Origin of the sequence: Thermohahella caldifontis, assembly GCF_041153465.1 — a bacterium.
GTDB classification, from domain to species: domain Bacteria; phylum Pseudomonadota; class Gammaproteobacteria; order Pseudomonadales; family Oleiphilaceae; genus Thermohahella; species Thermohahella caldifontis.
In genome coordinates this window covers 2,584,990-2,597,972 of sequence record NZ_CP154858.1, presented here as the reverse complement: position 1 = coordinate 2,597,972, position 12,983 = coordinate 2,584,990, and the positions used below count along the sequence as shown (strand labels likewise).

Here is a 12,983-nt window from a genome sequence, read left to right as displayed (position 1 = left end):
GCAGGGAGGCCGCCCGCGACCTCCCTGTTTCCCGGGCTTCAGTGCACCGCCTCACCCGCTTTCCGGGCCGCCTTAGCGTTCAGCCTCTCCCGTACCTGCCGTGCCGCATCCACCATGTGATGCAGTGAAGGGATGACCTCCTCCCAGTTTCGTGTCTTGAGACCACAGTCCGGGTTGATCCACAGCCGCTCTGCCGGAATGACGGTCAGCAATTGCTCGATGAACGCCACCAGCTGCGCCGTGTCAGGCACGGCCGGACTGTGCACATCCCAGACACCGGGCCCGATGTCCGCGGGATAGGGATGCCGGGCCAGATGGCGCAGCAGTTCGCCCTGGGCACGGGAGGTTTCCAGGGTGATGACATCCGCGTCCAGCGCCACGATGGCCTCCAGTATGTCCCCGAAGGTGGCATAGCACATGTGCGTGTGAATCTGGGTATCCGGCCCGGCAACAGCCGTGGCCAGCCGGAAGGCCCGGGTCGCCCACTGCAGGTACGCCTGGTGCTGGCTCTGCCTCAGGGGCAATCCTTCGCGCAGTGCCGGTTCGTCCACCTGGATGATGCGGGCGCCTGCCGCTTCCAGATCGGCCACTTCTTCCCGCACACAGCGTGCGAGCTGATAGGCCACCGCCTCACGCGGAATGTCCTGACGGACGAAGGACCAGTTGAGCAGGGTCACCGGCCCGGTGAGCATGCCCTTCACGGGACGTGACGTCAGTGCCTGGGTACGCCTGAAGATGTCCACTGTCATGGGCTGCCGGCGCCTGAGGTCGCCCACGATGACCGGCGGCTTGACACAACGGCTGCCGTAGCTCTGCACCCAGCCGCAGGTGGTGGTGATCATGCCGTCGATAAACTCCGCGAAGAATTCCACCATGTCCGTCCGCTCGGGCTCGCCATGAACCAGCACATCCACGCCTGCATCTTCCTGAATGCGGATGCACTCCTGAAGATAGCGATCGATGACCTGCTGGTAGCCCGCCTCATCCAGCTCGCCCCTGCGCCATTGAGCACGCGCGTGACGCAGCTCGGCCGTTTGGGGAAAGGAGCCGATGGTGGTGGTGGGCAACAGGGGCAGATCCAGTGTCGCCCGCTGGCGCGGCAGCCGGACTGCCCGGGGCTCTGCTCTCGTCAGTTCCGCCTCCGTGGGTGGGGTGACTGCCGGTACGCTGTCCTGAATGGCCAGTCCTTCCGGTGCCGCCTTCAACAGGGCGCGAAGCGTCACGATCTCGTCCAGCTTCTGCCTTGCAAAGGCGAGCTTGGCGCGGACGTCCGGATTCAGGGCCGTTTCGGAATCCAGATCCCAGGGCAGATGCTGAAGGCTGGTGGTGGTGCCGATGAACAGCCTCTCCTGCAGACGACGGGCCAACCCGGCATACCGGGCCGTGAGCCGGTTCAGGTCTGCCCGCCAGACCGCACGGCCGGACACCAGACCCAGCGACAGGGCACGGTGGGGCGGCAAGCGTTCCGCCAGCGCTTCTGCCGTGGCAGGGTCGTCCAGACCGTCCACGTGCAGGGCGGCCACCGGCAGCGCGGCCAGCGTGGACAGGGGCAGAGTCGGCGCACCATAGCTCACCGTCACCATCAGTTTCACATCGTGACGCTGCAGACCGTGATAGACGGCCTCCGCCTGGCTGACCCACCTGACCGGCAGATCCAGCGCAAAGGCCGGCTCGTCCAGCTGAATCCAGTCGGCACCGGCTTCGGCCAGTTCCGTCAGGGCCTGGCGGTAGCGCTCGATGACCACGGGCAGGTGGACAAGAGGATCCGTATCCGCTCCGGCATCGCTCAGCCAGAGGAAGGTCAGCGGCCCGGGGACGACGACCTTGACCGGTCTGCCGGTGGCCCGGGCAGCAGCCAGCTCTTCCAGCATCGGGGAAACATCCAGCGGACGCACGGGTCCGGTTTCCAGTTCCGGCACCAGATAATGGTAGTTGGTGTCGAACCACTTGCGCAGCCGGAGGGCCGGCGCGGCGGCACCATCGGGCCGCACACCCCGGGCCATGAAGAACAGCTGATCCTCGCGGTCAAGGGATTCACCGGCATGGCGGGCAGGGACATAGCCCAGACTCAGTGCCCAATCAGCCAGCGGGTCATACCAGCTGAAATCCCCCACGGTCACCAGATCCAGCCCTGCCGCCACCTGTGCTTCGATACGCTGGCGGATCAGGTCCCGGCGTGTGGCGGACAGGCCGTCCCGATCCAGCTCACCGCGCCAGTATTTCTCGACTGCAAACTTGTACTCCCGAAACGGCCCCAGCCGCGGGTATCCCAGACAATGTGTCAGCATCCTTCGCTCCTTCCATCGAATAATTTCGATAGACATTCTGGAGCGACTTGTTTATTGAGTACAGTTCATTATTTTCAAGCCATTATTGAGAGACTCTCAACAATCAGACATCCTGCCGCCCTGCACCTGCCGGGGCGGCCTGTTTCAGCCGGTCATCAGCGCTGTTCGGCACGGCCTTCACCCGCGCGTCATGCCCCAAGGCCTCTTTCCGGTTTCCATCCAGCCGCGGAGAGCGCCAGTCCGGCGCGCGAAAGACCACCCGCCAGTCACGGCTCTGCCAGAGGTCCTGAAACAGGTTGCGCCATTCGTGCAGCTGCAGATGAAAGGGATTGAGCGATGTCGGCGGCCGGGTGGTGACGCCGTAACGGATTTCCCCGGCCTGGTCTTCCGGAACGAAGGTGCCGAAGAGCTTGTCCCAGAGAATCAGCACGCCCCCGAAGTTGGTGTCGATCTGGGAGGGACGACTGCCATGATGGACGCGGTGATGGGACGGGGTGTTGAGAATCCAGCCGAAGCGGTCCAGCGGGCTGCGGGTTTCCGTGTGCAGGAAGAACTGGTAAGCCAGATTGAGCTCGATGGCGATGGTGGCCCAGTCCTTGTCAAAGCCCACAAGGGCAATGGGCACCCACCAGAACATCCAGCCGCCGTTGAACAGCAGGGTAAAGTTCTGGCGCAGTGCGGTGGAGTAGTTCATGCGCTGTGAGGAGTGGTGAGTCACATGGGCGGCCCAGAACCAGCGCACCTTGTGCATCAGGAAATGGTTGATCCAGAAGGCCAGGTCCGTGACCAGAAAGATCAGCAGCACACTCCCGATACCATGCACCGGCCGGTATTGCAGCCCGAAGGGATACACCCAGTCATAGAAAGCCCGGATGAACAGGGCGACGGCAATACCATCCACCAGCTTGTAATTCAGGCCGGTGGCCATGTTGGCCAGGGTTTCCTTCAGATCATAGACGTCCGTTCGCCCGCGACGTTTCCAGTACCAGGCCTCGGCGGCAATCACGCCCACAAAGAGGGCGCCGAAGGCAAAGATGAATCCGATGGCGTGCAATACGTCCTGCATGGTTGGCTCCTGCTTGTTGTTGTGGAGTTGGGCTCAGGTTGAGTATCGCGCATCCGTCCGGCCACTTCTTGATGTGCACAGCCAGTGTTTTGACATTTCTCGCCATTCCCCGCAGACTCGTCTACACTGCAGAAAAACCGCCCGGAGACACCACCGCGCATGACCAGCACAGCATTCCATCAACTGACAGGTGTGGCGGATCACCGGAATGGCCGGTCAGATGCCCCCGGGTCAGGCAAGGACCTGTCCACGGGAGGTGATTCGGTCAAACCTGAGGGTGCCCGGCCATGAACCCTGCCATCTACGTGACCAGTGATCTGGCCAGCCTGCTGCGGCGCTTTCTGGCACAGCATCCGGTGGATGATCCGGAGCTCATGGCGGCGCTGGATCAGAGGCCACCGCACAGCCGCATGCCCATGACCGCCTGGTGGGCCCTGCTGGACCGGATTCAGGCCCATCTCAACATGCCGGCCCTGGGACTGCATATCGGTGACTGTGTCCGCGCGGAGGACTCCGGCGTGCTGGGCTACATGACGCTCCACTGCCGGACCGTGGGCGAAGCCATGCAGCACTTTCAGCGCTACCAGGCCCTGATCCACAACTTTTCACGTCTGCAGATCGAACCCCATGACGGCTTTGTGCGCCTGACCTGGGATGTGGAACGGGGTGTGTCCACACAACTGTCCGACGAGGTCTTTCTGGCCGGGCTGGTGACCCATGTGCGCCACGCCACGGGCCGGTCCCTGTCGCCCCATGCGGTGCACTTTCTGCACCCGGCACCGGGGCCCGTTGCCCCCTATGAGGACTGGTTCGGTTGTCCGGTGGATTTCGACTGGCCCCAGGTGGCCATCGACATGCCTCACCAGGTGCTCTCAACCCCTATCAATACTCACAACCCCCATCTGCTGATCCTGCTGGAACGGCAGGCCGATGCACTGCTGGCGGAAACCCCGGCGGACGAGTGGATCGAACAGGCCCAGAAACATCTGGTGGAACAGATGGCCCGGGGCACCGCTTCTCTGGCAACGCTGGCCCGGGCGCTGCATCTTTCTCCGCGCACCCTGCACCGGCGGCTGGCAGCCCGCGGCCTCAATTTCCGTCAGCTGCTGGAGATCACCCGCAAGGGGCTGGCCCGGCATTATCTCAGCGATCCTGCGCTGAGTCTGGCAGAGGTGGGGTTCCTGCTGGGCTATTCGGAACAGAGCGCCTTCACCCGGGCCTTTCAGGCCTGGTTCGGGGAAACGCCCGGCCGCTACCGCCAGCGTCTGCACCACTGACGCCTCCCCGTAACCGGAAGGGTTTTCCAGCCGCCGGCTCATGCTATGATGACACCACTTTCAATGAAGCCCAGAGCATGCGACACCGGATCGAACTGCGACATCTTCAGACCCTGAGAGCCCTGCGGGATGCCGGCTCACTGGCGAAGGCCGCCAACGTGCTGGCACTGACCCAGTCGGCCCTCTCCCACCAGTTGCGCGAGCTGGAGCAACGCCTGGATGTGGCGGTGATCGTGCGCAAGAGCCGGCCCCTGCGGCTGACACCTGCGGGTGAGATACTGGCCGACCTGGCTGACGAGGTACTGCCCCGTGTGGAACAGGCGGAGCAGGCGCTGGCGCGCATGGCCGGCGGCGAGGCCGGGCGACTGAACATGGTGGTGGAATGCCACAGCTGCTTCAACTGGCTGATGCCGGTCCTCAATGCCTACCGGGAACACTGGCCGGAAGTGGAAATGGACCTCTCCAACGCCTTTCATTTTGATGCCCTGCCGGCCCTGCTGCGCGGCGACGTGGACCTGGTAGTCACCGCCGATCCGGACACCTCGCTGGCTCTGGCCTATGCGCCGCTGTTTCGCTATGAATCGGTGCTGGTGCTGGCACCGGATCATCCCCTGATGAAGGTCCCGCAGATCACCGCCGAACGGCTGGCTGAAGAAACGCTGATCAGCTACCCCGTGAGCAAGGAAAAACTGGACGTGTACCGCCTGTTCATGGCCCCGGCAGGCACCTGGTTCCGCGAGGTCCGCCAGACCGAGCTGACCCTGATGATGCTGCAGCTGGTAGCCAGCCACCGGGGCGTGGCCGTGCTGCCCAACTGGGCGGTGGCCGATTTCGCTGCCCAGAATCTGGTGGCCACGCGCTCCCTGACGCCGGACGGCGTGTGGAATACCCTGCACGCAGCCATCCGCCCCGATACCCGCGAACTGCCCTACATGGCCCACTTTCTTGAACTGGCCCGCCGTACCTGCTTCCAGACGCTGAAGGGGATACGGCCGGTGCCGGAGTAAAGGAAGGTCGGAAATAATCAGTTCAGTCTCCCGGCCGTCCCGGCACCTTGAGAAACCCAGTTAATGATCTTTTCACCCGGGATACCCTTTGCGGATATGACGACCAAATGGTCACGGATTTCTTGCGAGACAAGAATGATGAGTGAATTTTCGGTACCTTCCAGCCAGTACCCCTTCCCCCCTCCATGTCAAACTTCCGGATTGGCGAGATGGGCTGGTAGGTCTGGATAAAAATCCGCCCCATTTTCTGCATTTCTTTCTGAAATGCATCGCCGGAATCCGATCCGCTTCCTTGACCAAACATGTATGCTGGCGCCCGTCTCATATCTGCCCCGGGAAATCCCGTCTGAGTATCGGGCAATACCGAGGCATCAAACGAGCCACCTTCCGGAAAAACCATCATCACGCCGCCATCAATGGGAACCAGAAGACTCTGCTCCAGCATTGCCATCGGGATGGCCAGCCGGATAAACCCACCGATATCGATGTTGAAAACCTTTTTCTGAACCACTGCTTCAGACTTGCCGGCATGGTTCCCCGATGCCTGAACGCTGCTCGGAGGCAAGGCTGAGATCAGAAGACAGAGGCTAAAAGCTGACAGATATTGGTGTGTGCGTGCCATCCCGAATCCTTTCGACAAAATTCTTGTGAAAATCCAGCCTACCAAACGACGCGCACTTCTGTCATCGGCCAAAAAAGGTATACTCCCGCCCCAATCATTGAATTCAACAGTGTATCAGGGCTCCTGAATGCAGCTGACTTTCATCCTCGTTGAACCCAAGGTGCCGGAAAACGTGGGCGCCGCCTGCCGGGCACTGAAAACGCAGGGCTTCTCGCGCCTGCGGATCGTGAACAGCCGTGCACATCGTGAGCCGCCCGCACGATGGGTGGCGCATGGAGCCGATGATGTGCTGGAGGGCATCGAAACCTTCGCCACGCTGGCCGAGGCACTGGCCGATGTGGACCTCTCCCTGGCCACCAGCGCCAAGGCCCGGCATGACAAGCGCACTGTGCTGGAGCCGGACGCCACTCTGCAGCTGATCCGCCACCATGTGCCCGATGCGCCGCATGTGGCCATCGTGTTCGGGCGCGAGGACCGGGGGCTTTCCAATGAGGAGGTGCGCCAGTGTGATGTCCTGACCACCTTGCCCCTCGCACAACCGTATCCGTCTCTGAATCTGGGCCAGTCGGTGATGCTCTATGCCTACCTTCTGCGGCAAGGCGTGAGTGCGGACCCGCACCTGCCGGCCAGTAAGCCGGGCCAGCCCGAGCCCTCATCCGCCAGGGCGGAGGCGGTAGCCACACCCGACGCGGAAACACGAACTATCCGGCAGAAGGACGCCCTGCGCCAGCGCATCCTGCGGCTTTTTCAGCAGCTCGACAAGGTGCCCGGTTCGCCCCTGGAGCAGTGGGCACTGGAGCAACTGGCCTGGGCCAACGAGAAGGACGTGAAGTTCCTGCATACCCTTTGCCAGTCGCTGGAGAAGGCGCTTCGCTCCGGGAACAGCAACAGCCCTGACAGCTAACCACCCTTCCTACAGAATCCGCTGCCCCACCTCGGCACAGGCGTGGATCAGCGCCTCCAGTGCCGGTGTGGGCGCACTGTTGCGCGGCCAGGCGAGCACAATGTCCTGCGCCAGTTCCAGCCGCGCCAACAGCCTGAGCACCACCTCCTGCCGGCTGCGTACTTCCGGCCAGTCCGGCAGCAGCGCGGCGCCCACGCCTGCCGCCACCAGCGCCACCGCATACTCAATGGTGCGGATTTGCGCGCGCACCCGCAACCGGATGCCCGAGGCCTCCAGTTGCCTTTCCAGCTCGCTCAGGGCGTCACAGGGCTGACGATGAATGAAATCCAGCTGCTTCAGGTCGGCGAGCGCCAGCGCCGGTTTCAGTGACAGAGGATGCCTGGCAGGCAGCGCCACAAAGTACCGGTCATGCCAGATGGGCTGCACCGCCTCCGCCGCGGTCGCCGACTCCCGGCTGATGATCCGCGCATCACAGGGCTCCTCTGGATTCACCAGGGTCAGCTGTACCGGCGCCCGCTCCAGCACCCGTCGCAGCAGGCCACTCATGCGTTCCGCTCCCAGCGAGCGCATGAGCCCGAGCCGCAGGGGCCACTCTTCCGGTGAGGTGCGGAACCGGTTGCGCAGGGATTCGGACTGACGCACCAGCGCCAGCGCTTCCGGGTAAAACTGCCGGCCGGCCTCCGTCGGCACCACACCCCGGCGACCGCGTTCAAAAAGCGTGACACCCAGATCCTCTTCCAGTTGCTTCAGCGCTGCCGAGATGGACGGCTGGGCAATGTGGCAGCGCCGGGAGGCCGCGCTGACCGAGCCTTCTTCATAAATGGCGAGGAAGTAACGCAGGGCGCGGAGATCAAACACGGGGGATATCCATAGTTTTTTCCGATACCTCACAGACTAAAACACTATTTTACCGATGTCACGAATCCGGCGTATGCTTTTCACCAGGTTATCGGAAGGCGCAATGAGCTGTGCTTTTCAGAACACGCTGTGAATGCAGCCCTGCACGCTCAACGGCCGCGTCCATGCGGCCGATGGTTCTGAAAAGCACAGCTCATTACACCTGATTCACTCCTTCCTCGGGCGTCAGAACATACCCCGATGAAATAAAGGGTTGGATTGAACGGGTGCTGATGCGCTCAATCGCCAGCAACGCATACGAACACATGAAGGCGGGTTGGTCACCCGTTCCGGAGCATCGGCCGCATGGATGCGGCCCTTGAGCGTACAGGGATGTATTTACAACGTCTCCGGAACGGGCGACCAACCCGACTGAAAAACTCCGGACGCAAAGACAAGGGGAGCACCATGACCAAACCCGCCTTCAACTGGGAAGACCCGTTCCTTCTCAACGACCAGCTGACCGAAGACGAACGCCTGATCCGCGACAGCGCCCGGGCATACTGTCAGGAAAAACTCATGCCGCGGGTCCAGTCCGCCTTCCGGGAAGAGCGCTTCGACCGGGAAATCATGACCGAGATGGGCGCACAGGGCCTGCTCGGCGCCACACTCCCGGAGAAGTACGGCTGCGCGGGGGTCAACTATGTCAGCTACGGTCTCATCGCCCGGGAAGTGGAGCGGGTGGACAGCGGCTACCGTTCCGCCATGAGCGTGCAGTCCTCACTGGTCATGTACCCCATCTACGCCTACGGCACCGAGGCCCAGCGCGAGAAGTACCTGCCGAAACTGGCGTCGGGAGAGTGGGTCGGCTGCTTCGGGCTCACGGAACCGGATGCGGGCTCGGACCCCGGCAGCATGCGCACCCGTGCCGAGCGTGTGGACGGCGGCTACCGCCTCAACGGCGCCAAGATGTGGATCACCAACTCGCCCATTGCAGACGTGATGGTGGTCTGGGCCAAACTGGACGGCGTGATCCGCGGCTTCGTGCTGGAACGGGGCATGAAGGGGCTTTCCACTCCCACCATCCACGGCAAGTTTTCCCTGCGTGCTTCCGTGACCGGCGAGATCGTGATGGAAGACGTGTTCGTGCCGGAAGATCACCTGCTGCCCGGCGCACAGGGGCTGAAAGGTCCCTTCGAGTGCCTCAACCGGGCCCGCTTCGGCATCGCCTGGGGCGCGCTGGGTGCGGCCGAGTTCTGCTGGCACCGGGCACGCCAGTACACCCTGGAGCGCCATCAGTTCGGCCGCCCCCTGGCCGCCAATCAGCTCATCCAGTGGAAGCTGGCCAACATGCAGACGGAAATCAGCCTCGGTCTCCAGGGCTGTCTGCAGGCCGGACGACTGATGGACGCCGGCAAGTGTGCCCCCGAGCTCATTTCCCTCATCAAGCGCAACTCCTGCGGCAAGGCCCTCGACATCGCCCGCATGGCGCGTGACATGCACGGCGGCAACGGCATTTCCGATGAATACCACGTCATCCGTCATGTGATGAATCTGGAGGCCGTCAACACCTACGAGGGCACCCACGACGTGCACGCCCTGATTCTGGGCCGCGCACAAACCGGCCTGCAGGCGTTCACCGGCTGAGGGCCAGACCATGCAAACCAGACTGCACAGCGTTGAAACCCGCTGGCTGGAACGGGTGGCAGCCGATGACCTCCCGGTACCGGCCTCCGCACATGCCCCGCTGCCGGACGGACTGACGGAGCCAGCGCTCATTCAGCTCGTGGAAAGCCAGATCCTCTCCCGCGTGCTGGACCTCAATGCCCGGGAAATGCAGGCCGCCGGGCACGGTTACTACACCATCGGCAGTGCCGGTCACGAAGCCATGGCCGCCGTGGCCACGGCCTTCCGCCCCACGGACATGGGCTTCCTGCACTACCGGGATGCCGCCTTTCTGATCGAACGCAGCAAGCAGGTCCCCGGCCAGCCCATCACCTGGGACATGCTCCTGAGCTTCGCCGCCCGGGCCGACGATCCCGTCTCCGGAGGCCGCCACAAGGTACTGGGCTCCCTGGCATTGAACATTCCGCCCCAGACCAGCACCATTGCCTCCCACCTGCCCAAGGCAGTGGGTTGTGCGCACAGCATCGGCCTGGCCCGGCAACTGAAGGTTACCGCACGACTGCCCCGGGATGCGGTGATCCTGTGCAGTTTCGGGGATGCCTCGCTCAATCATTCCACAGCCCAGGGGGCACTCAACACGGCCGCCTGGACCGCCTGGCAGAAACTGCCCATGCCGCTGGTCTTCATCTGCGAGGACAACGGGCTCGGCATCTCCACCCCCACACCGGATGGCTGGGTAGAAGCCAGTGCCCGATCCCGGCCGGCAATCCATTACCTGTCCTGCGACGGTCGCGATCTGGTGGATGTCTACCGCACGGCCCGGGAAGCGGAGCAGCTCGCCCGCCGCAAGCGCCAGCCCGTATTCCTGCACCTGCGCACGGTGCGCCTCATGGGTCATGCCGGCTCCGATGCCCAGAATGCCTATCTGACAAGCGCCCAGATCGACGCCCAGGAAGCGCAGGATCCACTCCTGTACAGCGCTGGTCTGCTGCGTGTCCGGGGCCTGATGACCAAGGCGGACCTTCTTGACCTCTGGCACCACACCCGCGAGCGGGTACGCGCCGTAACGCAGGAGGTGATCCGGCGCCCGCCACTGAAAACGGCACAGGACGTGATGGCGAGCCTCATTCCCCCGAAACGCAGGCCCCCCGAGGAACGTCCGGCATCCGACCTGCCGGCCCTGTTCGGCAGCCAGTGGCGGGCCTGCAACGAGCCCCAGCCACTGGGACGCCTGCTCAACCTGACGCTTTCCGAAGCCCTGCACCGCTACCCGGAAACCTTCATCGCCGGCGAGGACGTGGGCCGCAAGGGCGGTGTCTACGGCATCACCAAGGGCCTGCAGGCCCAGTATGGTGCCGCACGCCTGATCGACACCCTGCTGGATGAGCAGAGCATACTCGGGCTGGGCATTGGTGCCGCCCACAACGGCCTGACCCCCATCACGGAAATTCAGTTCCTGGCCTATGTCCATAACGCCGAAGATCAGATCCGGGGTGAAGCGGCCACCCTCAGCTTTTTCTCCCGGGGACAGTACACCAACCCCATGCTCATCCGCATTGCCGGTCTGGGCTACCAGCGCGGTTTCGGGGGGCACTTCCACAATGACAACGCCCTCGCCGTGTTCCGGGACATCCCCGGGCTCATCCTGATCTGCCCCGCTCATCCGGCCGATGCCCCGGCCCTGCTCCATGAAGCCCTGAGGCTGGTGCGGGAAGAACAGCGGGTGGTCATCTTCCTCGAGCCCATTGCGCTCTACCACCAACGTGACCTGCTGCCGGAAGACGGCCGCTGGACCGCCGTCTGGACCGAAGCCCGGCAGCGCGAGATCCGCCACGGCGAGGTGGGTGTGCACGGCCAGGGCACCGGCGTAGCCGTCGTGACCTATGGCAACGGGTTGTACCTGACCCTGCAGGTCCTGGCACGCCGGCCGGACATCGCAGCCGAAGTGCGCGTCATTGACCTGCGCTGGCTCATGCCGCTGCCTCTGGATGCGCTGACTGCCGCCACAGCGGGATGTGATCAGCTTCTGATCGTGGATGAGTGCCGCCGCAGCGGCTCGGTGAGCGAAGCCCTGATGACCCGGGCGGCTGAAACCGGCTGGCCCGCCGACCGCCTGCACCGTATCACCGCGGAGGACAGCTTCATCCCCCTCGGCCCGGCCGCGACGGCCACGCTGCCGTCCACCGGGGAGATCGAAGCCCGGCTGACCGCCCTGCTGGACGCCCGACGCACAGGGAGACAACACGCATGACAACACGCATTGCCGTCATCTGCCCCGGGCGGGGCACCTACAACGCCCCGGAACTGGGTTACATTCAACGCCATCACCAGGACGGCCATCCGGAGAAGGCCCGATGGCTGGCGGCCTTCGACGCCTATCGCCGGAAACAGGGCCTGCCCACCATCACCGAGCTGGACAGCGCCCCACGCTACCAGATGACCCTGCACAGCCGGGGCGAACACGCCTCAGCGCTCATCTTTGCCTGCGCCTGGCTGGACTGGCTGAGCATTGACCGCGAACGCTTCGGGGTGAACGTCATCACCGGCAACAGCATGGGCTGGTACATCGCCCTGGCCTGTGCCGGCGCCGTGGATCCGGTGGATGCCCTGCACATGATGAGCACCACCGGGCGACTGATGCAGGAACAACGCATCGGCGGGCAGGTGGTTTACCCCGTGGTGGATGCGGACTGGCGCCCGGATGAAGCGCGGAAGGCCGCACTGCGCGACCTGATGGCCACCCTCAACGCCCGCTACGGCAACGAAGAAGCCTTCCTCTCCATCGATCTGGGGGGCATGTGGGTACTGGCCGGCACCGACCGGGCCATTCAGGACCTGATGGCGGAGCTGCCGCCGGTGGATGACCGCTTCCCCCTCAAGCTCTACAACCATGCGGCCTTTCACACACCGTTGCAGCGGTTTGCCAGCGAAGCGGCCCGCAAAGAGATCAGCGCGGACATTTTCAGCGTGCCCCGCATCCCCCTGGTGGATGGCCGCGGCCGGATCTGGACGCCCTGGAGCACGGACACCCTTGCGCTGCATGCCTACACCCTGGGCCATCAGATCACGCACACTTACTTCTTCAGCCATGCGGTGGAAATGGTTGCCAAGGAGTATGCACCAACGCACCTGGTCATCCTCGGACCCGGTGAAACCCTGGGGGCACCCGTGGCCCAGACGCTGATCCGGCACCGACTGAAAGACCTGACCTGCAAGGCGGACTTCAGTGCCGCCCAGGCCGGCGACACGCCTCCGGTAATCAGCATGGGCCGGCCGGGGCAGCGGGCACTGATTTGCGTGAGCTGATCCGGAAACGCAAAAGCCGGGCACCAGGCCCGGCTTTCCAGGATCCTGTG

10 protein-coding genes are annotated in these 12,983 nt (G+C 63.8%); 6 read left to right on the top strand and 4 right to left on the bottom strand.

Annotation, left to right across the window (positions count from 1 at the left end):
* Positions 1-38: 38 nt before the first annotated feature.
* Together metE and AAIA72_RS12585 are read right to left on the bottom strand one after the other, a co-directional pair.
* Positions 39-2,288 carry a 5-methyltetrahydropteroyltriglutamate--homocysteine S-methyltransferase gene (gene metE, locus AAIA72_RS12590; protein ID WP_369600662.1) on the bottom strand — a complete coding sequence of 750 codons (2,250 nt, stop codon included), beginning with the start codon at positions 2,286-2,288 and terminating at the stop codon, positions 39-41.
* Positions 2,289-2,391: 103 nt separating this feature from the next.
* Complete coding sequence (locus AAIA72_RS12585; RefSeq protein WP_369600661.1) at positions 2,392-3,354, bottom strand: sterol desaturase family protein; 963 nt, start codon at positions 3,352-3,354, stop codon at positions 2,392-2,394.
* A gap of 287 nt (positions 3,355-3,641) precedes the next feature.
* On the opposite strand from AAIA72_RS12585, the gene AAIA72_RS12580 reads away from it, so the two are divergent.
* Both AAIA72_RS12580 and AAIA72_RS12575 read left to right on the top strand, forming a co-directional pair.
* Positions 3,642-4,631, top strand: coding sequence for an AraC family transcriptional regulator ligand-binding domain-containing protein (locus AAIA72_RS12580; RefSeq protein WP_369600660.1), 990 nt, complete (start codon positions 3,642-3,644; stop codon positions 4,629-4,631).
* 77 nt (positions 4,632-4,708) lie between these two features.
* Positions 4,709-5,638 carry a LysR family transcriptional regulator gene (locus tag AAIA72_RS12575; RefSeq protein WP_369600659.1) on the top strand — a complete coding sequence of 310 codons (930 nt, stop codon included), beginning with the start codon at positions 4,709-4,711 and terminating at the stop codon, positions 5,636-5,638.
* 22 nt (positions 5,639-5,660) lie between these two features.
* Here the strand turns inward: AAIA72_RS12575 and AAIA72_RS12570 are convergent, their stop codons facing one another.
* The gene (locus AAIA72_RS12570) at positions 5,661-6,260 is read right to left on the bottom strand and encodes a hypothetical protein (protein WP_369600658.1); all 600 of its coding nucleotides are present in this window, start codon (positions 6,258-6,260) and stop codon (positions 5,661-5,663) included.
* A 127-nt stretch (positions 6,261-6,387) separates the two neighbouring features.
* Here AAIA72_RS12570 and AAIA72_RS12565 point away from each other — a divergent pair, with 127 nt between their 5' ends.
* Positions 6,388-7,164, top strand: a complete 777-nt coding sequence (locus AAIA72_RS12565; protein WP_369600657.1) for a tRNA/rRNA methyltransferase — start codon at positions 6,388-6,390, stop codon at positions 7,162-7,164.
* A gap of 9 nt (positions 7,165-7,173) precedes the next feature.
* Here AAIA72_RS12565 and AAIA72_RS12560 read toward each other — a convergent pair whose 3' ends face one another.
* Positions 7,174-8,022: a LysR family transcriptional regulator gene (locus AAIA72_RS12560; protein ID WP_369600656.1), complete on the bottom strand. Its 849-nt coding sequence runs from the start codon at positions 8,020-8,022 to the stop codon at positions 7,174-7,176.
* 447 nt (positions 8,023-8,469) lie between these two features.
* Between AAIA72_RS12560 and AAIA72_RS12555 the strand changes: the two genes are divergently transcribed.
* Genes AAIA72_RS12555 through AAIA72_RS12545 form a run of 3 tightly spaced genes read left to right on the top strand, consistent with a single transcriptional unit; the run spans position 8,470 to position 12,933 of the window.
* Positions 8,470-9,648 (top strand): acyl-CoA dehydrogenase, encoded by a 1,179-nt coding sequence (locus AAIA72_RS12555; protein ID WP_369600655.1) that lies wholly within the window; start codon positions 8,470-8,472, stop codon positions 9,646-9,648.
* A 10-nt stretch (positions 9,649-9,658) separates the two neighbouring features.
* Positions 9,659-11,878, top strand: coding sequence for a dehydrogenase E1 component subunit alpha/beta (locus AAIA72_RS12550; protein ID WP_369600654.1), 2,220 nt, complete (start codon positions 9,659-9,661; stop codon positions 11,876-11,878).
* Entirely contained in the window at positions 11,875-12,933 is a 1,059-nt protein-coding gene (locus tag AAIA72_RS12545; protein ID WP_369600653.1) for an ACP S-malonyltransferase, read from the top strand. The genes AAIA72_RS12550 and AAIA72_RS12545 overlap by 4 nt, the downstream gene beginning before the upstream one ends.
* Positions 12,934-12,983 lie beyond the last annotated feature (50 nt).

Bases quoted from the DNA above. Each gene is read 5' to 3' on its own strand.
- metE (WP_369600662.1), bottom strand. From the start codon at position 2,288: ATGCTGACACATTGTCTGGGATACCCGCGGCTGGGGCCGTTTCGGGAG.
- AAIA72_RS12585 (WP_369600661.1), bottom strand. From the start codon at position 3,354: ATGCAGGACGTATTGCACGCCATCGGATTCATCTTTGCCTTCGGCGCC.
- AAIA72_RS12580 (WP_369600660.1), top strand. From the start codon at position 3,642: ATGAACCCTGCCATCTACGTGACCAGTGATCTGGCCAGCCTGCTGCGG.
- AAIA72_RS12575 (WP_369600659.1), top strand. From the start codon at position 4,709: ATGCGACACCGGATCGAACTGCGACATCTTCAGACCCTGAGAGCCCTG.
- AAIA72_RS12570 (WP_369600658.1), bottom strand. From the start codon at position 6,260: ATGGCACGCACACACCAATATCTGTCAGCTTTTAGCCTCTGTCTTCTG.
- AAIA72_RS12565 (WP_369600657.1), top strand. From the start codon at position 6,388: ATGCAGCTGACTTTCATCCTCGTTGAACCCAAGGTGCCGGAAAACGTG.
- AAIA72_RS12555 (WP_369600655.1), top strand. From the start codon at position 8,470: ATGACCAAACCCGCCTTCAACTGGGAAGACCCGTTCCTTCTCAACGAC.
- AAIA72_RS12550 (WP_369600654.1), top strand. From the start codon at position 9,659: ATGCAAACCAGACTGCACAGCGTTGAAACCCGCTGGCTGGAACGGGTG.
- AAIA72_RS12545 (WP_369600653.1), top strand. From the start codon at position 11,875: ATGACAACACGCATTGCCGTCATCTGCCCCGGGCGGGGCACCTACAAC.